At 70.7% G+C, this 22,620-nt stretch carries 22 protein-coding genes and 2 pseudogenes; 17 read left to right on the top strand and 7 right to left on the bottom strand.

Annotation, left to right across the window (positions count from 1 at the left end; translation table 11 throughout):
• Positions 1-41: 41 nt before the first annotated feature.
• Entirely contained in the window at positions 42-485 is a 444-nt protein-coding gene (locus AC07A4_RS17605; RefSeq protein ID WP_478599152.1) for a hypothetical protein, read from the top strand.
• 108 nt (positions 486-593) lie between these two features.
• On the opposite strand, the gene AC07A4_RS17600 is transcribed toward AC07A4_RS17605, so the two are convergent.
• Positions 594-1,055 (bottom strand): ArsI/CadI family heavy metal resistance metalloenzyme, encoded by a 462-nt coding sequence (locus AC07A4_RS17600; RefSeq protein ID WP_478599151.1) that lies wholly within the window; start codon positions 1,053-1,055, stop codon positions 594-596.
• A gap of 251 nt (positions 1,056-1,306) precedes the next feature.
• Here AC07A4_RS17600 and AC07A4_RS17595 point away from each other — a divergent pair, with 251 nt between their 5' ends.
• Complete coding sequence (locus tag AC07A4_RS17595; protein ID WP_478599149.1) at positions 1,307-1,684, top strand: ArsR/SmtB family transcription factor; 378 nt, start codon at positions 1,307-1,309, stop codon at positions 1,682-1,684.
• Positions 1,685-1,773: 89 nt separating this feature from the next.
• On the opposite strand, the pseudogene AC07A4_RS17590 reads toward AC07A4_RS17595, so the two are convergent.
• Positions 1,774-2,072 (bottom strand): annotated as a pseudogene (locus AC07A4_RS17590) (hypothetical protein); the annotation flags it as partial.
• Positions 2,072-2,380, bottom strand: a pseudogene (locus AC07A4_RS17585) (ArsR/SmtB family transcription factor); the annotation flags it as partial. The pseudogenes AC07A4_RS17590 and AC07A4_RS17585, both read right to left, overlap by 1 nt.
• A gap of 73 nt (positions 2,381-2,453) precedes the next feature.
• Here AC07A4_RS17585 and AC07A4_RS17580 point away from each other — a divergent pair.
• The gene (locus tag AC07A4_RS17580; RefSeq protein WP_478599147.1) at positions 2,454-3,089 is read left to right on the top strand and encodes an arsenate reductase ArsC; all 636 of its coding nucleotides are present in this window, start codon (positions 2,454-2,456) and stop codon (positions 3,087-3,089) included.
• 43 nt (positions 3,090-3,132) lie between these two features.
• Positions 3,133-3,561 (top strand): arsenate reductase ArsC, encoded by a 429-nt coding sequence (locus AC07A4_RS17575; RefSeq protein ID WP_478599145.1) that lies wholly within the window; start codon positions 3,133-3,135, stop codon positions 3,559-3,561.
• A gap of 14 nt (positions 3,562-3,575) precedes the next feature.
• Here AC07A4_RS17575 and AC07A4_RS17570 read toward each other — a convergent pair whose 3' ends face one another.
• On the bottom strand, positions 3,576-4,115 hold the full coding sequence (locus AC07A4_RS17570) for a hypothetical protein (protein WP_478599143.1): 540 nt from the start codon (positions 4,113-4,115) through the stop codon (positions 3,576-3,578).
• Positions 4,116-4,402: 287 nt separating this feature from the next.
• Here AC07A4_RS17570 and AC07A4_RS17565 point away from each other — a divergent pair, with 287 nt between their 5' ends.
• The 3 genes from AC07A4_RS17565 (at position 4,403) to AC07A4_RS17555 (ending at position 8,477) form a co-directional block, all read left to right on the top strand.
• Positions 4,403-5,578, top strand: coding sequence for a serine hydrolase domain-containing protein (locus AC07A4_RS17565; protein WP_478599140.1), 1,176 nt, complete (start codon positions 4,403-4,405; stop codon positions 5,576-5,578).
• A gap of 809 nt (positions 5,579-6,387) precedes the next feature.
• Entirely contained in the window at positions 6,388-7,182 is a 795-nt protein-coding gene (locus AC07A4_RS17560; RefSeq protein ID WP_478599138.1) for a phytanoyl-CoA dioxygenase family protein, read from the top strand.
• 245 nt (positions 7,183-7,427) lie between these two features.
• Positions 7,428-8,477 carry a glycosyltransferase gene (locus tag AC07A4_RS17555; RefSeq protein WP_478599136.1) on the top strand — a complete coding sequence of 350 codons (1,050 nt, stop codon included), beginning with the start codon at positions 7,428-7,430 and terminating at the stop codon, positions 8,475-8,477.
• A gap of 26 nt (positions 8,478-8,503) precedes the next feature.
• Here the strand turns inward: AC07A4_RS17555 and AC07A4_RS17550 are convergent, their stop codons facing one another.
• Positions 8,504-9,133 (bottom strand): hypothetical protein, encoded by a 630-nt coding sequence (locus AC07A4_RS17550; protein ID WP_478599134.1) that lies wholly within the window; start codon positions 9,131-9,133, stop codon positions 8,504-8,506.
• Between the two features lie 151 nt (positions 9,134-9,284).
• Here AC07A4_RS17550 and AC07A4_RS17545 point away from each other — a divergent pair, with 151 nt between their 5' ends.
• From AC07A4_RS17545 to asnB, 4 genes are read left to right on the top strand one after another with little or no spacing between them, the layout of a single operon-like run.
• Positions 9,285-11,192 carry an NAD-dependent epimerase/dehydratase family protein gene (locus AC07A4_RS17545; protein ID WP_478599132.1) on the top strand — a complete coding sequence of 636 codons (1,908 nt, stop codon included), beginning with the start codon at positions 9,285-9,287 and terminating at the stop codon, positions 11,190-11,192.
• Complete coding sequence (locus AC07A4_RS17540) at positions 11,185-12,597, top strand: MFS transporter (RefSeq protein WP_478599129.1); 1,413 nt, start codon at positions 11,185-11,187, stop codon at positions 12,595-12,597. The genes AC07A4_RS17545 and AC07A4_RS17540 overlap by 8 nt, the downstream gene beginning before the upstream one ends.
• A gap of 49 nt (positions 12,598-12,646) precedes the next feature.
• Positions 12,647-13,909, top strand: coding sequence for a nucleotide sugar dehydrogenase (locus AC07A4_RS17535; protein ID WP_478599127.1), 1,263 nt, complete (start codon positions 12,647-12,649; stop codon positions 13,907-13,909).
• A 57-nt stretch (positions 13,910-13,966) separates the two neighbouring features.
• Positions 13,967-15,808 (top strand): asparagine synthase (glutamine-hydrolyzing), encoded by a 1,842-nt coding sequence (asnB, locus tag AC07A4_RS17530; RefSeq protein WP_478599124.1) that lies wholly within the window; start codon positions 13,967-13,969, stop codon positions 15,806-15,808.
• A gap of 36 nt (positions 15,809-15,844) precedes the next feature.
• Here the strand turns inward: asnB and AC07A4_RS17525 are convergent, their stop codons facing one another.
• Positions 15,845-16,468, bottom strand: coding sequence for a TetR/AcrR family transcriptional regulator (locus AC07A4_RS17525; protein WP_478599122.1), 624 nt, complete (start codon positions 16,466-16,468; stop codon positions 15,845-15,847).
• 107 nt (positions 16,469-16,575) lie between these two features.
• Between AC07A4_RS17525 and AC07A4_RS17520 the strand changes: the two genes are divergently transcribed.
• Together AC07A4_RS17520 and AC07A4_RS17515 are read left to right on the top strand one after the other, a co-directional pair.
• Entirely contained in the window at positions 16,576-17,883 is a 1,308-nt protein-coding gene (locus tag AC07A4_RS17520) for a flavin monoamine oxidase family protein (RefSeq protein WP_478599119.1), read from the top strand.
• Between the two features lie 174 nt (positions 17,884-18,057).
• Positions 18,058-18,945, top strand: a complete 888-nt coding sequence (locus tag AC07A4_RS17515; protein ID WP_478599117.1) for an MBL fold metallo-hydrolase — start codon at positions 18,058-18,060, stop codon at positions 18,943-18,945.
• A gap of 50 nt (positions 18,946-18,995) precedes the next feature.
• On the opposite strand, the gene AC07A4_RS17510 is transcribed toward AC07A4_RS17515, so the two are convergent.
• Positions 18,996-19,871: a sigma-70 family RNA polymerase sigma factor gene (locus tag AC07A4_RS17510; RefSeq protein WP_478599114.1), complete on the bottom strand. Its 876-nt coding sequence runs from the start codon at positions 19,869-19,871 to the stop codon at positions 18,996-18,998.
• Between the two features lie 101 nt (positions 19,872-19,972).
• On the opposite strand from AC07A4_RS17510, the gene AC07A4_RS17505 reads away from it, so the two are divergent.
• The 4 genes from AC07A4_RS17505 to AC07A4_RS17490 all read left to right on the top strand — a co-directional run bounded on the left by AC07A4_RS17505 (position 19,973) and on the right by AC07A4_RS17490 (position 22,609).
• The gene (locus tag AC07A4_RS17505) at positions 19,973-20,431 is read left to right on the top strand and encodes a carboxymuconolactone decarboxylase family protein (protein WP_478599112.1); all 459 of its coding nucleotides are present in this window, start codon (positions 19,973-19,975) and stop codon (positions 20,429-20,431) included.
• Positions 20,432-20,536: 105 nt separating this feature from the next.
• The gene (locus AC07A4_RS17500) at positions 20,537-21,109 is read left to right on the top strand and encodes a GNAT family N-acetyltransferase (RefSeq protein ID WP_478599110.1); all 573 of its coding nucleotides are present in this window, start codon (positions 20,537-20,539) and stop codon (positions 21,107-21,109) included.
• Between the two features lie 158 nt (positions 21,110-21,267).
• Positions 21,268-21,546 carry a polyprenyl synthetase gene (locus AC07A4_RS17495; RefSeq protein WP_478599108.1) on the top strand — a complete coding sequence of 93 codons (279 nt, stop codon included), beginning with the start codon at positions 21,268-21,270 and terminating at the stop codon, positions 21,544-21,546.
• Positions 21,536-22,609 carry a polyprenyl synthetase family protein gene (locus tag AC07A4_RS17490; protein WP_478599105.1) on the top strand — a complete coding sequence of 358 codons (1,074 nt, stop codon included), beginning with the start codon at positions 21,536-21,538 and terminating at the stop codon, positions 22,607-22,609. Before AC07A4_RS17495 ends, AC07A4_RS17490 begins: the two co-directional genes overlap by 11 nt.
• The last annotated feature ends 11 nt before the right edge of the window (positions 22,610-22,620 follow it).

Below are 22,620 nucleotides of genomic sequence, written 5' to 3'. Positions count from 1 at the left end.
ACAGGACGGCGTGAGGCACGCCGTCACCGAGGGGAACGACCATGCGTAAGGCTGCGACCGTGATGGCGCTGGGCCTGTCCGCCGCTCTGCTGACCGGCTGCGGCGGAGGCGACTCCAAGAAGGCCGACGACGCCGAGCGACCGGCCACGCACGCCAGCGAGAAGCCGCGGCAGGACCAGAAGCGGGACGAGAAGAGCGACGGCGGGGCCGCCCAGGACGGCATGGACGGGACGTGGAAGCCCATCAACAAGAGCCCCATCGCCACGATGACGATCGCCGGGACCAAGGTCACCACCACCGGCAAGCTCGCCTGCCCGGGCACCATCAAGCCGGGCAAGAAGGAGTCGGTCATCACGCTGGACTGCGAGAAGCCGGACGCGGGCCGCTCCCGGGGCACCCTGGAGTTCAAGGACGGCACCCACGTGATCATCTCGTGGGACGGCGCCGCGTGGGGCGGCTACATCGACTCCCTGCGCCGGGCCTGAAGGAACCCGGCACGGCCGTCATGGCCGCGGGAGGGTGAGCCGTGAGCCGCGACCGGGGTGGCCGCCCCGGTCGCGGTGTCACCGGAGCGGGGGTGGGGGCCTCGACGGTCAGCAGCACCCGCTGCCGACGTCGGCGGATGCGGTAGCGCCGTCGCTGGCCGGGGTGGCGCGACAGGTGCTGTCCGGCTCCTTGGTGAGGGTGTCGGCGTGGGCCTTGACCACGTACACCTCCCACGGCTCCCGGCCGGGGCCGTGGATCCAGACCTTGTCCTGGAGGGCGTAGCAGCACGTGGTGTCGTTCTCTACGGCGGTGACCAGGCCCGCCTCGCTCAGGCGGTTCGCCGCCGTGCGGACTTGTCCGGCGGTGTCGACTTCGATGCCGAGGTGGTCCAGGCGGGTGGCCTCCTCGGCGGCGCCTTCGATCAGGACGAGCTTGAGCGGTGGTTCGGTGAGGGCGAAGTTGGCGTAACCGGCTCGGAGTTTGGCGGGCTCGGCGCCGAACAGCTTGCTGTAGAACGCGATGGACGCTCCGAGGTCCGGGACGCGCAGGGCGAGTTGAACGCGGGTCATGACGTTTCCTCCTGCTGTGCTGGGCGGGCGGCGGCGTCGGTCGTGTCGAGCCCTTCGCCCACCGATTCGACATCTATCGATGCCTCGCAAGGCCAGCGTGACACCAGCATCGACATACGTCAATATAGACATCAATCAAATAAGAGACGGGATAGCGAGGCGCCCCGACGCCGGACCGCGACCCGTGCCGCCAGTTCGGCCCGAGCACCCCTCCCCCACGCCGGTGGTTCGACATGTGTCAACATAGATGGATGTCGAATGTGAAGGCGCTGCCCCCACTGGAGGACGACGCCGCGCGAGCCGTGGCGCCGTGCTGCCCGCCGATCACCGAGCGGCCGTTCACCGCCGAGGAGGCAGAGCGCACCGCGAGGATGTTCAAGGCGCTCGGCGACCCGGTGCGGCTGCGCCTGTTCTCCGCGGTGGCCTCGCACGAGGGCGGCGAGGCGTGCGTGTGCGACATCTCCGACGTCGGCGTCTCCCAGCCGACGGTCTCCCACCACCTGAAGAAGCTCAAGGAGGCCGGGCTGCTCAGCTCCGAGCGGCGGGGCACCTGGGTGTACTACCGCGTCGAGCCTTCCGTGCTCGCCGCCATGGGCCGGCTGCTGACCACGGCGGCGACGGGGGCCTGAGCGCGCGAGGAGCCCGCGTGCGCTGGGGCCGCGGCCCTGGTGTCGCACCGGCACCCCAGCGCGCGACGCCCTCGTCGCGTACGCGCCCCTCAGGCAGGGGCGGTGAACTTCCGTCGCCAGGCCAGCGAGACGTACACGAGCGCCACCAGGACCGGGACCTCGACGAGGGGGCCGACCACGCCCGAGAGGCCTGGCCGCTGGTGCCGCCGAGGAAGATGACCACGTTCAGGGCGATCCTCCCCATCGAGATGTCGAGGTGTTCGCCCGCTCCCAGGTTCAGCCAGCCCGGCAACAGGCCGAGGGAGAACCAGCCGAGCAGCCCGAACGCCACGACCTGGAACACCGAGTTGAGCGCCACCAGGACGGCGGCGGCCTCGCGGTCGCCGCACAGGACCGCTTCCGTCCGGACTCGATCGTCTCTTTGGCGGTGGTGGCCAGGTCGGCGAACGAGGCGGCCAGGGCGTCCAGGACCTCGGGCTTGAGCTTGTAGTAGACGAACCGGCCGCACGGCTCGGTGTCCACCACGCCCGCTTCCCGCAGCACCTTCATGTGGTTGGAGAGGTTGGTCTGCCGCGCACCGGTCTCCGCGACCAGGTGCGTGGTGCACAGCGTCTCGTGAGCGAGCAGGGACACGATCTTCAGCCTGAGCGGGTCGGCGAGCACCCGCATCAGATCAGCATCGACTGATGTCAGCATGGGCTGATATTTTCACGTCGCCAGGAACTGATATCAGTCCTCGCTGACCCATGGAGCTCGCCGGAGGGTCGCCATGGCCACACCGACACCACCCGCCCCGTCCGACGCCCGCCTCACCACCGGAGCCGCCCGCCTGGCCGCCCGGTACACCGGACGCTTCTGCGCCGAGACGATCCAGGGACTGATCGCCGACTCGTACACCCAGCTGGCCGCCACCGCCCGCGTCCACGCGCACCTGCCCCTCCTCGCCGAGCGCCTGACGGCCGAGCGCCTCGACGCCCTGGCCCACTTCCACAAGCGGCTGGGCGGCAGACGGCCGCGGGTGCTGTTCGTGTGCAGCCACAACGCCGGACGCTCCCAGCTCGCCGCCGCCCTGCTCACCCACCGCGCGGGCGACCTCGTCCAGGCCTCCTCCGCGGGCACCCGCCCGGCCGCCGAGGTCGAGCCCTTCATCGCCCAGGTCCTCACCGAGGCGGGCGTCGAACTCGCCGACGCCTTCCCCAAACCACTGACCGGCGAGGTCATCCAGGCCGCCGACTACGTCGTCACCATGGGCTGCGGGGACGCCTGCCCCGTCGTGCCCGGCCGCCACTACCTGGACTGGCCCATCCCCTCCCCCGAAGGCGCCCCCATCGCCGTCGTACGCCAGATCCGCGACGCCGTCGACGCCCACGTCACCGACCTGCTCACCACACTGCCGGGCATCTGAACCACCGTTCCCACCCGGTCGTCATCACCCGAAGGAAGAACCGATGCCCGCCACGCCCGCCGCCTGTGCCACGTCCGTGCTGTTCGTCTGCGTCCACAACGCCGGGCGCTCGCAGATGGCCGCCGGATTCCTCCGCCACCTCGCGGGCGACCGCGTCGAGGTCCGCTCCGCGGGATCCCTGCCCGCCGACCACGTCAACCCCGCCGCCGTCGAGGCCATGCGGGAAGTCGGCATCGACATCACCGCCGCCGCCCCCAAGGTCCTGACCCCCGAGGCCGTCCAGGCATCCGACTACGTCGTCACCATGGGCTGCGGGGACGCCTGCCCCGTCTTTCCCGGCAAGACCTACCTCGACTGGCGGTTGGAGGACCCGGCGGGCCAGGGCGTCGAGGCGGTCCGCCCCATCCGCGACGCGATCAAGGAGCACGTCGAGACCCTCATCGCCGAGATCGACAGCCGCCCGCGGCGCTGACGAGCGGCCTGCCCTCAGCCGACCGAAGCCGGGCGCCGCGCGGCGCGATAGCGACGGTAGTAGGAGTACGTGACGGCCGCGGTCAGCGGTCCCCAGAGGACCAGCGGCTGGTAGAGGATGCCGACGACGAGGCTTCCGGTGGGAGTCATGTCATCGTGCGGATGCGTCCACCACCAGGGCATGGTGGCCCAGATCACTGTCAGGGCCACCGAGCCGAGGGCGGCGGGGATGACGGCGGCCAGGGGCCGGACCCGCCGCCCTCCGACCAGCGGTATCCAGCGCGGCACGACCTCACCCCACGGCCGTACCAGACCGATCGTCAGGAGGGCGACCAGCTCGCTCAGTCCGCTGAGCGTCAGCATCCACACCTTGGCACCGAACGTCTCGAACGGCACGAAGCCCGCCTCTGTGTATCCGGCGGGGAACCCCAGCACCCAGATGACGCGCCACAGCCCGCTCGGCAGGACCACGAGCGCGGTCAGGTGTGCGGCCCAGACCGCCCAACGGGGCGGTGCCGCTACGGATGTGACAGGGGAGGCCGGGTGCATGCTCATGTGACTCATCATCAAGCGGCCTCCAGCGCGTGCCATCAGCCTCCACGGCCGACCCGGATGGCCGCGGGAACGAGAGCCGCGCCCCGCGCTCAGCCGCGCGGCGGAACCACCGTCGTCCTCCGAGGGGAGGCGCCCGGCCCCACCGCCCGATGTAGAGCCGCCAGGGCCTTTGCCGGGAAGCATCCGGCCGGGACCGAGGCCTGCGTGCTTGTCCATCCAGCTGGCACCCCTTCACAAGGGGCGTAGGCCGGATGGCTCGCGGCCCTTGTCATTCCTAGCCTCGGCTCATGATCTTTCGTCGTGTGTGGTTATCGGTCGGGGTGCTGGCGCTGGCTGTGCCGTCTCTGCCGTCCGTCGCGGCTTCGGCCGCGCCACACCCCTCCGGTACGGGCTGGTCGGTGCAGCGCGACGCCGACAGGCTGCGGGATACCGGGGTCACCGGAGTGGCGGTACGCCTGGAAACCCCGCACGGAACCACCACGGCCCGCTCTGGAGTGGGCGACCTGGCCAGTCGTCGCCCGGTGCCCCGCGACGGCCACCTCCGCCTGGGCAGTACCACCAAGACGTTCGTCGCCACCGTCGTGCTGCAACTGGTGGGCGAGAAGCGGATCTCCCTGGACCAGACGGTGGAGCAGCTACTTCCCGGCGTCGTGTCCGGAGCCGGAAACGACGGCCGGACCATCACCGTCCGCGACCTGCTGCAGCACACCAGCGGCCTGCCCGACTACCTCCACGACGTCTTCCCCGACCCCAGCGCCCGGACCTACTTCGCCCACCGGTGGCGCGCCTACCAGCCCGGAGAACTGGTCTCCCTGGCCATGCGCCACGAGCCCGCCTTCCCCGCGGGCACCCGCTGGGCGTACTCCAACACGAACTACGTGGTCGCCGGAATGATCATCGAGAAGGTCACGGGACGCACCTGGGAGCGGCAGGTCCGCGACCGCGTCCTGCGCCCCCTCGGCCTGCGGCACACCGAAACGCCGGGCGCGAACCCGTTCCTGCCGCGTCCACACGCGGCCAACTACCAGCAGTTCACCGTGGACGGCCCGATGCTCGACACCACGATCCCCTACCGTCCCTTCGACAGCGGGGCCGACGGCTCCATGACCGGCACCGCCCGCGACCTCAACCGCTTCTTCACCGCCCTCACCAACGGACGGCTACTGAAGCCCGCCGAGCTCGCGGCCATGCGGACCACGGTCCCGGTGCCGCAGGACAGCGGCCACCCGGCAGGCACCCGGGACGGCCTGGGACTGTTCTTCACCCCCCTTTCCTGCGGCGGCGGTTACCTCGGGCACGGAGGCAGCGGCTTCGGATACGTCATCCGCGCGGCGACCACCGCGGACGGCCAGCGCACGATCACCGTGTCCGCGCACAGCCGCTCCGCGAACCCGCAAACGGCGGCCCGTCAGGAAGACGCACTGCGCGACCTCATCGACCACGCCCTGTGCCGCACCGCCTGACCACGATGCGCCACGGGCCGCCGCCTCCCGCTGCCGGAGCTCATCAGTCAACGGCCCATCGCCGCCACACCGGACGCAGCCCAAGGCACCTCAGAGCCGCCGCGCCTTGTCGGCGTCGAGCCAAACGGGGCAGGCGAGGAACAGGTCGTCCACGCCCGCCCGGGCGAAAGCCTCGGCCTCGCTGATCGTGGCCACCGACAGTCCACGCGCTCCGGCGCCTAGCAGTCGCTGACGGTCGGCGATCTGCGAGTGGCCGCTCAGTTCATTCGCTCGGGTTGCGGGATGTGCAACGCCGCCGGGGCCTGCGTACGCAGGGGCCATCCCGGGTGGCCCCCGCACGGATCGACACAGAACAGGCAGCCGAGGGTCAACTCGCTCCTGACCCCGCCCAGTTGATCACCGCTACTGGTCTGTACCTGTTGACAGGCCACCGATGTGATCGATAGATTTCAACCATTGCAAGTGCAAGCATCATCGGCTCGAGGGCGGTGCGACACCCGTCCGAGTCCAACGAATTCGGCACGTTCGATTTCAACGGGAGTAGTTACTGAGCGTCCTGCACTCACCGCTGTCCCACGAGTTCCTGAATTCGCTAGCCATTTTCGCGGATCTCACACCGCGCCTCTCCTTCACCTTCGAGCGCATGACGACCAGCGCTTCCCAGTGACTCCGCGCATGCCGAAACCGGCATACCGCGTTCTCGTCCTGCCGTCGGGCCCTGTGCTCTCGCGCGCCCACCCTCTGCATCTCCATGATTTCCCTGAACGTCATCGTCTTCGTCACGATCACTTTTACCGGAAGGGGTATTCATGACAGCGACCTCCGACCTCACCCTGGCTCAGAAGTTCGCCTTGGACGGATTCGTCAGTACCGGCCCGCTGCTCTCCGCGGCCGAGGTCGACATCTATCGGGAGATCTACGACCGCTTCCTGAGCGGAGAGATCGAGTGCGGAGACAAGCGTTCCGATCTCGGGTCCCACGTGGAACGCCGGGGCACGGCACAGGAGAACATCACGCAGATCATGTGGCCCTCCGCCCTGCACGAGCCGCTTGTCGACATGCCCCTGCACTCCCGGGCCCTGCGGATGGCCAAGGCGCTGATCGGCGAAGACGCCGTCTTCGACTTCGACATGCTGATCCACAAGGCGCCGCACACCGGTGTGCCGACCCCGTGGCACCAGGACGCGGCCTACTGGATCGACCTGCCCGACAAACGGGCCGTGTCGATCTGGGTGGCCCTGGACGAGGCCGTCCTCGACAACGGCTGCATGTGGTACGTCCAAGGCTCCCACCAGCAGCCTTTGCGCCCGCACTATCCCACCGGTGACAGCAAGAACATCCAGTGCGACTGCTCGGAGGACGAGCCAGGGGCGACGGCCGTGCCCTTGGGCATCGGGGAGGGCGTCGCCCACTCGGGCACCACGCTGCACTACTCCCGCGGCAACACCACGGACTCCGTTCGCCGCGCCTACATCCTCAACTTCCGGCCCGCCAGCATGCTCAGACTCGAACGGGAGCGGGGATTCGACGTCGGCCTGACGGAGAACGTGCGTCTGGTACGCAATTCCGGCGCATCCGCGCAGGCCGGTGACGGCCACCAGTGACTCCTCCAGATTTCCAACTGGCCGGAATCATCGTCGTCAACGAGAGGTACTTCCCGCACAGCGAGCAGGATCCGGCACGCGTCGGCGCGACCTCGTTCGCCCGATCCGTACTGCGGTGTCTGCAGCGGGCCGGGCTCTCCGCCGGTGCCATTCTCTACAGACGCGACGAAGACCTGGACGAACCCCGGGTGCACTTCGAATACCGTTCGGGTTCCCTGTGTGCGATCCTTCGGTTCCATTTCGACATGAGTGACACCCTGGTGAGCCGTTCCTTCGCCGATGCCGCGCAACGCCTCCTGGCCGAGCACCACATCGACGGACCCGCGATGCTCTACTACCAGACGGATGCGTTACTCGGTTTCCATCCCAGTGAATTCGCCTGCTGCGTGACCCACCACGGCCCATTCGTCTACGACTTCATCAGCAAATTCCCCGCCGCCGCGACCGGAAGCGCCTTCGGCGACGCGGCCAAGGCTCTGCACCTTTTGAAGTACCAGGAACTGGGCCTCGACAGAATGCGGTCGAGCGACAGGATGTTCGTGCTGCAACACTCACATCTGCAACGGCAGCACCTGGTCAGCCGAGGGGTCGACGAAGGACGGATCAGGGCCATGCGCCCACCCATCCCGCTCCTGGAAACAACCGGGCAGATCGAGGACGAGGCCCTGCGGGCGTTCGCCGACGACGCCGAACTGCTCGTGTTCACCGCGGTGGCCCGCCTCGACTACTTCAAGAACATCGAACTCCTCGTCGACGCCGGTGTGCAAGCCCGCAGCCGCGGCCTACCGCTGCGCATCCTGGTCGTCGGCGGCGACAGTGACGACGACGCCGGGCGCCAACGGCTGCGAGAGCGGGTTCCGGCCGAGCACCGGGCGGACTTCCTGGCCGTCGCGAGGGTCTCCAAACCGCAGCTGCACGCGCTGTTCCGGCAGGTGACGAGGCACGGCGTGTTCGTCTGCCCCTCGCGGTACGAGACGCTCGGCATCACCCCACTGGAAGCCGCGCTCTCCGGGGTCTGCACGTTGATGGCCGATTCTGACACGGTCGAGGCGGGCAGGTTCTTTCCCGCCGCGCACCGGTTCACGCCCTCCCGGGGCTCCCTGGCGGAGGCGATCGAGCGGATGTGCACCGGCGCCCCGGGCATCGAGCAGCGGGGCAAGGAGCTTCAGGGAGTCATCTCGGCGGAGGTGTCCGAGGAGAAGTTCGAGAGCGACGCGCTCAGCGCCTGGAACCACTTCTCCCGTGCCGCGCAACGGCCCGCCGCCCGGCGGCCCGTGGCCAAGCGCACCTCATGACGGCGTCAGCCACGGCCCGCCAGGGGTCAGCTCGGCTCGAACCAGTCGACCATCGCCCGGTATTCCGGCGCGGGGCCGCTGTGGGGCGAGGTCCAGATGCCGACGCCGCCCCGCTCCTCCCAGTCACGGTGCCTGGCGTTCACCGTGTCGACGAAGTCCGCCGCGAGGCACGCCGATTCGTAGAGGTCCTGGTCGGGGCTCTGCGAGCTGGCGCCGACGATCTGGCCCCGCACCCGCGCCGAGTGCCCGTACCGAAAGGCGCCGGTGCCCAGAAGATGCGGATCCACGAGGACGGCCTCGCCGCTGTTGCGACCGAGGCGGCGGTGGGCACCGGCCTTGGCGGCGGCGTTCGGCAGGAAGGTGTGGCCTTCGTCGCCGATGGTGATCACGGCGAGCACCGCGTCCTCGTTGGGCGCCCACGGGCCCGCGGTCGCGTCCATCAGGACGAAGCCCATGGCCGCCCGGGGATACGTGCCGTGCGGCGCGTGCCGCTCGTCCGCGGTGTGCTGGCGCCAGACGCTCTCAGCCCGGCGCAGCCCGACCTCGAGCAGCACCGCGTCCAGGCCGGCGTCGTCGAGCGCGTAGCCGTAAGGGTTGCGCCGGTGCCCGACCTGGACCTTCAGCCCTTCGGGCGAGCGGGCCGTGGTGCTCGGCATAGCAGCCTCCAAGTTGCTTGCGGGAGTGAGGAGTTGAGCGCTCCGATGCGATCACGGACACCCGTGAAGCGTCTGTGACCAGCATCACTTTTCGGTATTAATCCGATGAAAAACAGCAAATAGGTCCCTTACTTCTCTTCGACGGAGTGCCATGGAATTCGAGAACCTCGCAGGCGGCGCTACGGGCACGGTCCGGCTCAGCGGTGCGGTGATGACCCATCCCTCCCGGATCGAGGCGGCACACCGGCTCGCCCGGGCCGACACGGCGGGCCGCGTGCGGGTGGTGACGGACCCCGAGCCGGACGGGCCCCCGACGGCCCTGCGCTCCGCCGCTCTCGCCTGGCGGAGCACGGCCCCGGACGCCACCCACCACCTGGTCCTGCAGGACGACGTGGTGCTGGCCGAGGACTTCTACGCGCATGCCGAGCAGGTCGCGGAGGCCGTGCCGCACGAGGCCGTCGCGTTCTACGCCGGGTGGGAGGGCCGCACCGGGGCGGCGCTGCGGCTCGCGGCACTGGCCGGACACGAGTGGACGTACGCCATCGAGGAGCACAGCCCGTGCCTGGCACTGATGCTGCCCGCCCATGTTGCCCGTGGATACGACCAGTTCGCGAGTGAGCACGGCGACGGCTGGCCCTACGACGTGGTGATGCAGCGCTATCTGAACAGGCTCAGGGTGCCCATTCGCGTGTCCGTGCCCAGCACGGTGGATCACAGTGAGGTGCCCAGCATCGCCGGGAACAGCACACACGGCTGGCGGCAGTCTCCGCTGTTCACCAGCCGGGCCGCGCGGCCCACGCACTACGACTGTGCGCAGTTCACCACCGTCCCGTTCTACCAGTACGGCGACGCCCGCACGGCCGTGCGACCGCACGCGGACGCGCCGTGGCAGTACGTGGAGACCGAGCGGCACCTGCGCCGCCTGGGACTGGCTCATCGGTGCCGTACCACGTTCGAGGCGATCGGCCCGGTCGATCTGCCCGCGGACATGGCCCGGGGAGTCTGGGAGACGGCGTTCGCCATGGGTGTCGTCGTGGCTGGTGTCTCCGGCGAGCTGCCCGCACCGGCGACGGTGCGTGCGGTGCTGGACTCCGTGGCTCCCGGCGGTCTGTGCGAGGACTACACGGTCACGGAACTGCGCGCGTTGATTCCGTCGCTGGGCGAGCTGGCCAGGAAAGGCTTCGAGCAGGGGCGCGTGGCCACACGCGGCGAAGTTCCCCCGGCGCGGGGCGCGCGCGTGGCCGTCCTCGGTGGTGACGCCGCGTTCGGCCGCCATCTGGCGGGCCTGCTGGGCGACTTGGGGTATCCCACCTCCCACCTGGCAGGGCCGGTGGACGCCGATCGGTTGGACGACACCGCGTACGTGGTCCATCTGGGCTCGCCCGCACCCGTGCCGGAGGCTCTCGCGCAGGTGCTCGCGGCCGGGGACAAGGCGGGTATCGAGCGGCTCGTCCACATCGGATCGGCGGCGGTCTACCGGGGCACTGGCGACGAACAGTCCGCGACGGAGACGTCGCTGACACAGGCGCCGACCGACCCCGAGGCGCTGGCGTGGTGGCGGCAGGAAGAACAGTGCCGCCGTTGGGGCACGGAGGCCGGAGTCCCGGTGCAGGTGCTGCGGGCAGCCGAGACGGTGGGGCCCGGGGTGCTCGCCGAGGGCGCGGCCGCGCGGTCGATCCACCTCGCCTGGACCCGGCGCCCACTGCCGCTGGACCCGAGCCGTCGCCATCAGTTGCTCGATCACCGCGACCTCGCGGCCGCCATCGACGCCGTGCTCAGCGCCCCGCCGCGACAACCGGTGTTCAACCTCGCCTCCGCGACCCGGACCGAGGAGGAACTGGCGGAGATGGTCGCGCTCCTCGCGCGCCGCACGCCCTGGGAGCCCATGGCCCCCAGCGACGTACGGCAAGGCGTCATGGCGACCGGGCTCATCGTGGCCGAGCTGGACTGGCGGCCCTCAGCGCCGCTGGTGGGCGGGGTGCGGGAGCTCGCGCAGTGGCTCGCCTGCGATGTTCATGACGCGATCACCGGGCTTCCGCAAGCCGGCGCCGATGTCTGACCCGCGGGCCGACGCGGAGTCCTTGCGGACGCCGGGCCCTGAGGCCGCCGAAGCGGCGCAGGACGGCCTGTTCGCCCGCCGGTACGCGGCAGCCACCAGCGGATTCGTCGCCGCGATGTTCCTCACCGGGTTCGCCGCTCTCGCGGTGGTGCCCACCCTGCCCACCGCGGCGGAGGATCTCGACGGGGTATCCCTGTTCCCGCTCGTGGCGGGCTGCTTCGTGGCGGCGGGCATGCTGGGCGGTGTGCTGGGCGGCCACTGGGCCGATGTCTCGGGGGCCCGCCGTCCACTGGCGGCCGGCATGGCGCTGACCGTGGTGACCCTCCTCGTCGCCGCCTCCAGCACCTCCATCTGGCAGCTCGCGGCCGGTCGCTTCCTGGACGGGCTCGCGGCGGGGATGGTCGCGGTGTCGGTGAACACCGCCATCGGCGAGGTCTATCCGGACCGGCTGCGGCCCCGCGCGCTGGCCCTGATGAGCACCAGCTGGATCGTCCCGTCCCTGACCGGCCCTCCGCTGGCCGGCCTGGTCACCGAGATGTGGTCCTGGCGCGCCGTGTTCTACGGCCTGGCCGCGCTGACCCTGGCGCCCGCGCTCGTGCTGGTGAGCGTGTTGCGCCGACGCACCTGGGCGGCCGACGAGCGGGTCGAGGAGCGGTCGGCGCGTCCGGCGCTCCTGGTCACCGTGGCGGTGAGCGCCGGTGCGGCGATGGGGCAGTACGGGGTCTCGGGGTGGAGCGTGCGGCACGCGGTGCTCGCCGCCGCGGGAGCGGCCCTGCTGGTGGTGCTGGCCCCGCGGCTGCTGCCCCCGGGCACCTGGCGGGCGGTGCGCGGGCTGCCCGCCACGGTGTTGCTGCGTGGCCTCGGCTCAGGAGTGTTCTTCACCCTGGAGGCGTTCGTACCCCTGATGCTCGTCGCCGAACGGGAGGTGAGCGCCGTACTGATCGGCGTCATCTTCACCAGCGCGTCCGTGGTGTGGGCGGGCGCCTCCTGGGTGCAGGGACGCCTCCTTGAGCACTGGCCCCGGCACCGGCTCGTCGGCATCGGCGCGCTGGTGCAGACCCTTGCGGTCGCGGTGGCACTCGCCGGGACACTGCCCGGTGTGCCGGCGCTGGTCAGCGCCGCCGCGATGCCCCTGGCCGCCATCGGCATGGGCATGCTGGAACCCTCCCTGATCGTGCTTTCGCTCGCGCACAGTGCGCCCGGCCGACGCGGCTACGCCAGCGGCGCCATGCAGACCAATCAGAACCTGGGGCAGATCACGGCCCTCGGCCTCGCCGCCGCCGTCCTGAACATCTCCCTGGCGATCGGCGCGACCCAACTGGGCGGCTACGGGGCGGCCTTCGCCCTGCTCCTCGTACCGAGCCTGCTGCCCGCCCTGCTGCACGCCCGCACGCGTAGCGCGTGAGAGCCGCTCATCTCCCACCGGGAACTCTCCTCCACCGGAAAGGACCATCGTGCGTACTGACCTGGTCGTCATCGGGCTCGGTTATGTCGGACTGCCGCTCGCGCGGGAGGCGAGCCGGTCCGGGCTCACCGTCACTGGTTTGGACCGCGATGCCACGACGGTGACGCGGCTGAGCGGCGGCAGATCCCATGTGGACGACATCGCCGACGAGGCGGTCGCCGACATGCTCGCGGCGGGCTTCACCGCGACCACCGACGAACGGGCGATCGCCGACGCCGACACCGTCGTGGTGTGCGTGCCGACCCCGCTGTCCCCCCAGGGCGGACCCGACCTGGCCATGGTCGAGAGCGCCTGCGAGGCGATCAGCCGCAACCTGCGGCCCGGCACGCTGGTCGTCCTGGAGTCCACCACCTACCCGGGCACCACGGACGAGATCGTGCGCCCGATCGTGGAACGCTCGGGCCTGAAGGCCGGGACCGATTTCCACCTGGCGTTCTCCCCGGAGCGCGTCGACCCGGGCAACCGTCTGTACGGCATCCGCAACACCCCCAAGATCGTCGGTGGGCACAGCTCCGGCTGCACCGCCGCCGCGGTCGCCTTCTACGCCAAGCTCGTCGACGAGGTGGTACCGGCGACCGGCACCCGCGAGGCCGAGATGGCCAAGCTCATCGAGAACACCTACCGGCACGTCAACATCGCGCTGGTCAACGAGATGGCGGTGTTCTGCCATGAACTCGGGATCGACCTGTGGGACGCGATCGACTGCGCGGCCACCAAACCCTTCGGCTTCCAGGCGTTCCGCCCAGGACCCGGCGTCGGCGGCCACTGCATCCCCATCGACCCCAACTACCTCGCGCACAAGGTCCGTACGCTGGGCTATCCGTTCCGGATGGTCGAGCTGGCCCAGGAGATCAACACCCGGATGCCGCGGTACGTGGTCGAGCGGGCGCAGCACCTCCTCGACCGGGCGGGGCGGACCCTCGGCAAGGCGGAGGTGCTGCTGCTCGGCGTCACGTACAAGGCGGACATCGCCGACCAGCGGGAGACCGCGGCCCGTCATGTGGTGCGGCGGCTGCGGGCCCTGGGTGCCAGGGTGTCGTTCCACGACCCGTATGTGCCCGTCTGGGACGTCGACGGGATTCCGGTCGACGCTGCCCCCGCCGACCTGACCCAGGCGCTGGACCGGGCGGACCTGGTGATCCTGCTCCAGCACCACCAGGCGTACGACGTCGAGGAGATCGGCCGACACGCACGGCTGCTGCTCGACACCCGCGGCGCCACCCGCCCGCTGTCCCACGTCGAACGCCTGTGACGGAGCGCGGCAGCCTCTCCCTTTACCTGTTCACTTCATCATCCCAGGAGTAACTCCATGTGTGGCATTGCGGGTTGGGTCGACTTCACGCGCGACCTGACACAGGAGCGGGACATCGCGCGGGCGATGACGACGACGATGGCGCGGCGCGGACCGGATGCCGAGGGCCTGTGGCTCGACGGGCACGCCGCACTGGGGCACAGGCGACTGTCCGTCATCGACCTCGAAGGCGGTTGCCAGCCCATGGCGGACACGGCCGGCACCGCTCCGCGGGCCGTCCTGACCTACAGCGGTGAGACCTACAACTTCCAGGAGCTGCGCACCCGACTCGGCTCCCTGGGGCACCGCTTCCGGACGCGCAGCGACACCGAAGTGGTGCTGCGCGCCTACCAGCAGTGGGGAGCCGACTGCGTCCATCGGCTCGAGGGCATCTACGCCTTCGCCGTATGGGACACGGACCGCCAGGAACTCCTCCTGGTCCGCGACCGGATGGGGGTCAAGCCGCTCTACTACGCGACCACCGCGACGGGGGTGCTCTTCGGCTCCGAGCCCAAGGCGATCCTCGCCCACCCCGACTTCCCCGCGGTCCTCGACGTGGACGGCCTGCGCGACGTCCTGTCGGTCGCCAAAGTGCCCGGGCACGCGATCTTCCGCGACATGCGGGAGGTTCCGCCGGGCTGCACCGTACGGGTGACCAGGTCAGGTGCGGCCGAGCGGTGCTACTGGCGGCTTCAGGTCGCTGAGCACACCGATCCGCTCGACACCACGATCGGCACGGTCCGGGAGTTGCTCGACACCATCGTCACCGAGCAGATGGTGGCCGACGTGCCGCTGTGCACCCTGCTCTCCGGCGGCCTGGACTCCAGCTCCCTCACCGCGCTCGCGGCCAAGATCTCCCACGACCAGGGCCGGGGCGGCGTCCGCTCCTGCTCCGTCAGCGACGCCGACCCCGGCCACACGAGCACCACACCGGCCAACGACGACCACGTCTATGCCCGGCTGCTCGCGCAGCACGTCGGCTCGATCCACAGCGAACTCCCCCTCAACACCGACCATCTGCTCGCCCCGGACCTGCGAGCCTCCGTGCTCGCGGGATACGACCTGCCGCTCGCCAAGGGCGACGAACACGCCTCCTTGCAGCTGCTGTTCGCGGGCGTACGACAGCACTCCACCGTCGCCCTCTCCGGGGAGTGCGGTGACGAGGTCTTCGGCGGCTACCGCTGGCAGCGTGAGCACCCGTCCGTCTTCTCCGGCACCTTCCCCTGGGTGCACGACGGCCGGGACGCCTACCGCGGCAACGACGTCGTGTTCGCGTCCGATCTGCTGGCCAAGCTCGACCTGGACACCTATGAACGCGACTGCCACAGTGCCGCCGTCGCCGAGATCGCCGCGCACGACCACATCGACGACCCCGTCGAGGCGCGCTACCGCGAGGTCACCTATCTGGCGCTCACCCGCCACGCCCAGGTGCTCTTCGATCGCAAGGACCGGATGAGCATGGCCTGCGGCCTGGAGGTCCGCGTGCCCTTCGCCGATCACCGCCTGGTCGAGTACACCTTCAACGTGCCCTGGGCCATGAAGAGTTTCGACGGCCGGGAGAAGAGCCTGTTGCGAGCGGCGATGCGCGACCTGCTCCCGGAAGAGGTCGCCCTGCGCGTCAAGGCCCCCTACCCCTCCGTCCGGGACGATGCCTACGACCGCGGCCTGCGCGAACGACTCGCGGACGTCATACGCGTGGCGGACGGCCCGCTCGCCCCGCTGTTCTCCCCTGAGCTGCGACAGGCCGTGGGTGTGAAGGGGGCCGCCGCCTTGGAGCGCGGCACCAGCAGGGCCGCGCTGGAGACAACCCTCCAGCTGGACGCCTGGCTGCGTGGCTATGGGGTGCGGATCACCATGTGACCGGCGTACGCGGGGAGTCCAGCGCCGCTGGTGCCGTTACGGGACGTACGTCTCCAGGTAGGCGGTGACGAGGCGGCGGGCCTCGTCGATCGTGGCGTCGTCGCCGGTCGAGGAGCGCCGGAAGGCGACGTCGAAGAGCCGGTTGCTCACCTCGAAGGTCAGCATCAGGGTGAGCGGGGGGATGTCGGCGCTGACGAGGCCCTGCTCGATGAGGTGGCGCCGGAGCCGTTCCGCCTGGGCCTGGTCGAAGGCCCGCACCAGTTCGTCGAGCAGGGGGTGCCGTCCCGCGAACCACAGCTGGGTGACGCTCGGGTGCCGCCGGAAGTAGTCGAGGAAGAGGCCGACGACGCTGTCGACCGCCTCGCGCAGCGTCCGCGCCGCGGGGGTGCCCAAGGTGGCGCCGATGAGTGCGTCGAGCTCGCCCGCGTGCCGGCTCAGGAGCTCCGCGTCGACCTGGTGCCGGTCGGGGAAGTAGTGGTACATCGAGGCGGTCGGGATGCCCGCCCGTTCGCCGATGGCCTTGAGCGTGGCGGCTTCGTAGCCCTGCTCGGCGAGCAACGCCTCCGCGGCGTCGAGGATGGCCCGCCTGCGCTCCTTGCCGCGGCGCTGCACCGCACCCGGGCGGGACGACGTCGAAGTCTCCGGATTCTTCTCAAACACGATTCGAGATCGTATCAGCCGCGCCCCCATCCACCCCGCAGAGGCCGAGGTTTGACACTCCCTCATCCATCCCTAGACTCAAAGTCGAATCGAGATTGAGAACTGATGTGGAAGCGGGCAGGACGGAGGACGTCGTGGTGATCGGGGCGGGCTTCGCCGGTGTCACCGCGGCGCGGGACCTCAGCGTCCAGGGCCACTCGGTGGTCCTGCTCGAAGCGCGCGACCGGGTCGGCGGCCGGACCCGTACGGGCGAGGCCTTCGGCCACCGCGTGGAGTTCGGCGGCACCTACGTGCACTGGACCCAGCCGCACGTGTGGCGCGAGCTCCAGCGCCACGGCATCCCCCTGGCGGTGCCGCTCGACATCGACAAGGTGTACTGGCTCGCCGACGGCAGCGTGCACTCCGGCAGCCCGCTCGACCACAGCGCCGCCGTCGCACCGCACGCGGCCCGCTTCTTCGCCGACGCGCGCACCCGCTTCCCGCTGCCGTTCGACGTCACCGCCGCCGACACCTCGCAGACCGAGAAGCAAACCGTCGCGGACCGGCTCGACTCGCTCGACCTGTCGTCGTACGACAGGGACGTGCTGGACGGGGCCCTGGCCACCCTGATCCACTCCTCCAGCGAGCAGGGGGTCGCGCAGCTGCTGCTCTGGGCCGCCACCACCTTCGGTGACTGGGGCGCCTTCCTGGAGACCGCCGGGTTCTGGCCGATCGAGGGCGGCACCGGACGGCTCATCGACGCGATGCTCGGCGAGTCGAAGGCCGAGCTCCGCCTGTCCACTCCCGTCAGCGCGATCGACGACGACGGCTCCGCCGTCACCGTGACCACCCGCGCGGGCGAGCGGATCCGGGCCCGCTCGGCCGTCGTCGCGCTGCCCCTCAACACGCTGGGCGACGTCGCCTTCCGGCCCGGGTACGCCCCGCCGGTACGCGACATGATCGAGCGGAAGCACCCGATGCGCACCGCCAAGATCTGGGCGCGCGTCCGGGGCGAGATCGAGCCGTTCTTCGCGTTCGCCCCGGTCGGCGCGAACCCGGTCAACACCGTCCGGGTGGAGCACCGGCACGACGGCGACACACTCGCCGTGTGCTTCGCCTCCGACGCGTCGGCCGTCGACGGCACGGACCGCGAAGCCGTGCAGGCCGCCCTGCGCGCCTTCGTACCGGACATCGAGGTCGTCGACACGGCCGTCCACGACTGGGTGGGCGATGAGTTCTCCCAGGGGACGTGGGTCCACCACCGGCCCGGGCACCTCACCACAGCCGCGCCGCTGCTGCGTGAGCCGCACGGGCGTGTTCACTTCGCGGGCGGCGACATCGCGGCGCTGGGCGTCGGAGGGATCGACGGTGCCATCGAGAGCGGTGCCCGCGCCGCCCGGGATGCCGCCGCGGCGCTGGCCGACGACAGGGACTGACCGGCACACGCCCGTCACGCACAGCCACGGCGAACATCATCCTGGCATTGACACGGAGGCCGCGAGTCTGAAAGGTGCACCCGGGCGCCCGGGGCGCCGACCGACGAAGTGTCCGTTCGCAGAAGTGCATCGCCATCGCCGACGCCCACGCGATCGCGGCCAGAGAGGCAGAAGATGCAGGAAGAATACGGCGCGGTCAGCGTGCTCATCGGCGCCCGCCGGGGCGCGTACCCGTACGGCAACTCGCTGCTGGTGCGGGGTACGGCCGAGTCGTTGGTCGTCGATCCATCGCTGTCGCTCGTCGAAGGCGCCCCACCGGCTGACGCCGTCCTCGTCAGCCATGCCCACGAGGACCACATCGCCGGCCTGGGCAGCTATGAGGTGCCGGTCCACATCCACCAGGGCGACCTCGCGGCGCTGCGGTCGCGCGAGGTCATGGTGGCGGGCCTTGGCCTGCCTCCCGAGGCGGTCCCCGATGTCGACCGGATGCTGCGGGACGAGTTCCACGTCCACGGCCGCCCGGACGCCCAAGGTTTCGCCGACGGCACCGTGTTCGATCTCGGCTCGCGGACGGTCACGGTCGTGCACCTGCCGGGACACACGCCCGGCCACAGCGGCTTCCTCATCGAGCCCGACGGCTTCTTCTTCGTGGCGGACATCGACCTGACGTCGTTCGGACCGTACTACGGCGACTGCGGCAGCAGCCTCGCGGACTTCGAGGCGTCCATGCGCCGCTGCCGCGAGATCGACGCGCGCTGGTACGGCACGTCCCACCAGCGGGGCGTGATCCAGGGTGCGGCGGAGTTCCGGCGCCGCCTCGACACGTTCGCGGCCACCGTGGAGAAGCGGGACACCGCGCTCCTCGACCTGCTGCGCGAACCCCGGACCGTCCAGGACATCGTCGAGCACCGGCTGGTCTACCGGTCCCATGTCGAAGGCGCCCACGTGGAACCGGTGGAACGGCGCACAGCGGTGCAGCATCTGGACCGGCTGATGAGCGGCGGGCTGGTCACGGAGGTGGAACAGGGCCGGTTCCGCGCGACTGCCGGGGTCAGCCACTGAACCAGCAGCCGGTAGCGGTGTCCGCGGGCGCGGCCGTCGCGGATGGGGAGTCACACCGGGTCCGGCAGGTCCATGCGCGCGAGTTCAGCCGGGTCGACCCAAGCGGTGATCTCGGTGATGCGGCCGTCGGCGACGGTGAAGGCGAGGACGGAGAGCGGGGTGCCGTCCTCGCTCCAAGCAACGACGCCGGGACGGCCGTTGACCATCGCCGCGCGTCCTCGTGCCGCGCCGCCCGCCACGCGCGCACGGGTGGCGACTTCGGTGGCTCCGAGCGTGACGAACCGGCCGTTCGGGGTGTGCACGCTGAACTTCACTTCGGGGTGGAGGACTTGCAGCAGGCGCTCGAACTGGCCGTCGCGGGCCGCGGCCAGGAAGGCCTGGACCACCTCGCGCTGATGTCGTCCGGCGCCTGCCGACTGCCGGGCGGCCCGCACTTTCCCGCGTGCGCGGCTGGTGAGCATCTTGGTCGCGTCGGCGGACTTGCCGAGAATGGCGCCGATCTCCTCGTGCGGCACGGCGAACACGTCGTGCAGCACGAACGCCAGCCGTTCGTGCGGGCGCAGCGAGTCGAGGACCGTGAGCAGCGCGAGCCCGACGGAATCCCCCAGCGCCACGAGTTCTTCCGCGGCGGGAGCGTCGTCGAGCGTCACGGTGACATCGGCCAGCTGGTCGTCGAAGGACACTTCCGGGCGGGTCCGGCCTGACCGCAGGCCGTCGAGGCTGATGCGGCCGACCACGGTGGTCAGCCAGCCGCCGAGGTTGTCGATGGTGTCGGCGTCCTGGCGGGAGAGACGCAGCCACGCCTCTTGGACGACGTCCTCCGCGTCGCTGTGTGAGCCGAGTACGCGGTAGGCGACGGCCCGCAGCCGGTCGCGCTGGGACTCGAAGGCATCGGCGATCGAATCCATGGGGTGGGTGCCGGGCATGGTGTTACCTCTCTCAAAGCCGCTCCGTCATAGGGGTGACGGGCACGAGCCCGGCAACGTAACTCGATGAACGCAACCCCGACGCGGGAGAGCACTCTCACATGGAAAACCGCCTCAAGAACAAGAGCTCGCACAACACCGACGTATGGACGGCGATCCAGCACCTCCAGCAGGCGATCGCCGCCGGGGGCGTCGACCCGAAGCTGCTCGCGCTGGTCCACCTGCGCGCCAGCCAGATCAACGGCTGCTCCGCGTGCGTCTACGCCAGCGTCGCCGGAGGGAAGAAGGCCGGTGACACCGACGAGCGGCTGCACAACGTAGCGGCGTGGCGCGAGGCGCCGTTCTACACCGACGCGGAGCGTGCGGCACTGCTGCTGGCCGAGGCCGCGACCCGGCTGCAGGACGGCGCGGAGGGCGTCACCGACGAGATCTGGGACGAGGTCAACGCGCATTTCACCGAGGAGCAGATCGGCGCGATCAACCTGGAGATCGCGCTGACCAACTTCTTCAACCGGATCAACCGCACCATCAAGGAACCGGCGGAGCGGACCTGGGGCTGAGCCGTGCGCGACGGGCAGCGAGGCGAGGTTGGGCACCCACCCACGTACGAGGTCGCCCTGGCCAGGCCACTCCACCCGTTTCCACCCGTTCCCTATGATCAGGAAATGAACGCACCCGCTGCCCTCACGCTCCACGCCGCCGCGACCCCGACCGCGCCCGCTCTCCTCCTCCGCCCCTGGCGCGCGGACGACGTACCAGCCCTGATCGAGGCGCACCAGGACCCCGATCTGCGGCGTTGGGCGAGTTCTCCCATGGGCAGCCGGGACGAGGGGCTGCGGTGGGTGCGGGACCAACAGCACGGGTGGGCCATCGGTGACCGCTTCGGCTTCGCCGTCCTCGAAGGGGACCCTGACGCGGAAGCCCCGCGGCTGGTGGGCAACGTGGTGCTCAAGGAAGTCGCCCCCGGCAAGCCTTCCGCCGAGGTCGGCTACTGGACGGCGGCACAGGCCCGTGGCCGGAGCGTGGCCTCACGCGCCCTGGACACCCTCACGGCCTGGGCCTTCGACACCTTCCAGGCCGATGGCCTGGAATACCTCCAACTTCTGCGCCAGGAGGACAACCTCGCGTCCTGCCGCGTCGCCGAGAAGAGCGCCTACGCCTTCCACCGGGTCCTGCCCTCGGCTCCCCCCGCCTACCCGCTCGACGGCCATCTCCACATACGGCACGCGCCCGCGTGACCCCGCGCCGGTGGGACGGCGGCCGCGGCGATTCGTACAGAAGAGCCATGTGATCACTCGATCGTGAGTTCTGCCGCTCTCGTGTCCGATCTGACGCGATGCTCGAACGGACGGCGCGTGACCGGCGCCGACCAGACGTGCGGTGGGTGGGGACGGACATGACGCGAGAAACAGGGCGGCGCGGAAGCCTGGACGAGCAGGCGGTACTGCTGGCGGCCGGACTGGCTGATCTGGCGGTAAGCACGGCGAGTACGGCCCTGGGGACGGTACGGGGGCTGCTGCGCCGCTCGGACGCGGCGGACCTGGCGGCGCAGGCGGAGCACGACCTCACGGCACGTGGGCGCCTGCTCCTGGACCGGTACGCGGTCGTGCCGCCCGCCCACCTGGAGGTCCTGGCCCAGCACGCGCTGGCTCGGAAGACCGCCGATGACCGCTGACCGGTGGGGTCGGCGGGACCGGTGGGAGCTGGACGCGTTCAAGATCCGTACCGACGACGTGCTGCGCCGGTTCGTCGCCCAGGAGGCCGACCAGTTCGCCGCGATCGATCCGCTCCTCGCGCCGGTGGCCGAGCAGGTGGAGGCCGCGGTCATGGACGGCAAACGGCTGCGGGCGGCGTTCTGCTACTGGGGCTGGCGCACGGTCGGACAGCCGGACAGCGACGCGCTGGTGCGGGCGGCGGCGTCGATGGAGCTGGTGCACGCCGCCGCGGTGGTGCACGACGACCTCATCGACGACAGCCCGCTGCGGCACGGCCGCCCCACCGCCCATGTCGCCCTGCGCGGCGCCGTACGCCGCCGCCCCCGGTCCGAGGCGGCCGCCAGGTCCCTCGCGATGCTGGTGGGGGATCTGCTGATGGCGCTCGCCGGGCAGCTGTTCGCCACCAGCGGCCTGCCCGCCGCCTACCTGGCCCGCGCCCGCCCGCTGTGGGCGGTGATGGCCAGGGAACTGGTCGCGGGCGAGTGCCTGGAGATCCTGCGCACCGGCGCCGGCCCGGACACCACCGCCTCGCTCAAGGTGATCCGCTACAAGACCGCCAAGTACACCGTCGAACAGCCCCTGTTGATCGGCGGTGCCCTGGCCGGAGCCGGGGTACCCCTGCGCGAGGGCTACTCCGCGTACGGACTGCCGCTGGGCGAGGCGTTCCAGCTGCGCGACGATCTGCTCGGCCTGTTCGGAGACCCGCGCCGCACGGGCAAGGCCAACGCCGACGACGTACGCGGCCACCGGCCCACGGCCCTGCTGGCGGAGACCTGGCGCCTGGCCGGGGCCGACGACCGCGAGCGGCTGCGTTCCCTGCTGGGCCGACGCCGCCTGGACCCGGACGCCATGAACGCGGTCCGTGAGGTGATGCGCCGGGTGAAGGCGCCCGACCGCATCGAGGACATGATCAGCGCGCGGGTACGGGAGGCGCTCGACGCCCTCCACGCGCTGGACGTCCCCGCGCACGCCGCCACGGCCCTGGCCGCGCTGGCGCGGTCGGCGGCGGTCCGCCCGTCCTGACCCTCCACTCC

This window comes from Streptomyces sp. NPDC043996 (assembly GCF_056435225.1).
This window is presented reverse-complemented; position numbering and strand designations above follow the sequence as displayed.

What these genes read in the sequence shown, in the direction of transcription:
- AC07A4_RS17540 (WP_478599129.1), top strand. Translation starts at nt 11,185, where the DNA reads ATGTCTGACCCGCGGGCCGACGCGGAGTCCTTGCGGACGCCGGGCCCT.
- AC07A4_RS17555 (WP_478599136.1), top strand. Translation starts at nt 7,428, where the DNA reads ATGAGTGACACCCTGGTGAGCCGTTCCTTCGCCGATGCCGCGCAACGC.
- AC07A4_RS17490 (WP_478599105.1), top strand. Translation starts at nt 21,536, where the DNA reads ATGACCGCTGACCGGTGGGGTCGGCGGGACCGGTGGGAGCTGGACGCG.
- AC07A4_RS17505 (WP_478599112.1), top strand. Translation starts at nt 19,973, where the DNA reads ATGGAAAACCGCCTCAAGAACAAGAGCTCGCACAACACCGACGTATGG.
- AC07A4_RS17575 (WP_478599145.1), top strand. Translation starts at nt 3,133, where the DNA reads ATGCCCGCCACGCCCGCCGCCTGTGCCACGTCCGTGCTGTTCGTCTGC.
- AC07A4_RS17550 (WP_478599134.1), bottom strand. Translation starts at nt 9,133, where the DNA reads ATGCCGAGCACCACGGCCCGCTCGCCCGAAGGGCTGAAGGTCCAGGTC.
- AC07A4_RS17495 (WP_478599108.1), top strand. Translation starts at nt 21,268, where the DNA reads ATGACGCGAGAAACAGGGCGGCGCGGAAGCCTGGACGAGCAGGCGGTA.
- AC07A4_RS17565 (WP_478599140.1), top strand. Translation starts at nt 4,403, where the DNA reads ATGATCTTTCGTCGTGTGTGGTTATCGGTCGGGGTGCTGGCGCTGGCT.
- AC07A4_RS17600 (WP_478599151.1), bottom strand. Translation starts at nt 1,055, where the DNA reads ATGACCCGCGTTCAACTCGCCCTGCGCGTCCCGGACCTCGGAGCGTCC.
- AC07A4_RS17605 (WP_478599152.1), top strand. Translation starts at nt 42, where the DNA reads ATGCGTAAGGCTGCGACCGTGATGGCGCTGGGCCTGTCCGCCGCTCTG.
- AC07A4_RS17500 (WP_478599110.1), top strand. Translation starts at nt 20,537, where the DNA reads ATGAACGCACCCGCTGCCCTCACGCTCCACGCCGCCGCGACCCCGACC.
- AC07A4_RS17515 (WP_478599117.1), top strand. Translation starts at nt 18,058, where the DNA reads ATGCAGGAAGAATACGGCGCGGTCAGCGTGCTCATCGGCGCCCGCCGG.
- AC07A4_RS17570 (WP_478599143.1), bottom strand. Translation starts at nt 4,115, where the DNA reads ATGAGCATGCACCCGGCCTCCCCTGTCACATCCGTAGCGGCACCGCCC.
- AC07A4_RS17545 (WP_478599132.1), top strand. Translation starts at nt 9,285, where the DNA reads ATGGAATTCGAGAACCTCGCAGGCGGCGCTACGGGCACGGTCCGGCTC.
- asnB (WP_478599124.1), top strand. Translation starts at nt 13,967, where the DNA reads ATGTGTGGCATTGCGGGTTGGGTCGACTTCACGCGCGACCTGACACAG.
- AC07A4_RS17595 (WP_478599149.1), top strand. Translation starts at nt 1,307, where the DNA reads ATGTCGAATGTGAAGGCGCTGCCCCCACTGGAGGACGACGCCGCGCGA.
- AC07A4_RS17560 (WP_478599138.1), top strand. Translation starts at nt 6,388, where the DNA reads ATGACAGCGACCTCCGACCTCACCCTGGCTCAGAAGTTCGCCTTGGAC.
- AC07A4_RS17580 (WP_478599147.1), top strand. Translation starts at nt 2,454, where the DNA reads ATGGCCACACCGACACCACCCGCCCCGTCCGACGCCCGCCTCACCACC.
- AC07A4_RS17510 (WP_478599114.1), bottom strand. Translation starts at nt 19,871, where the DNA reads ATGCCCGGCACCCACCCCATGGATTCGATCGCCGATGCCTTCGAGTCC.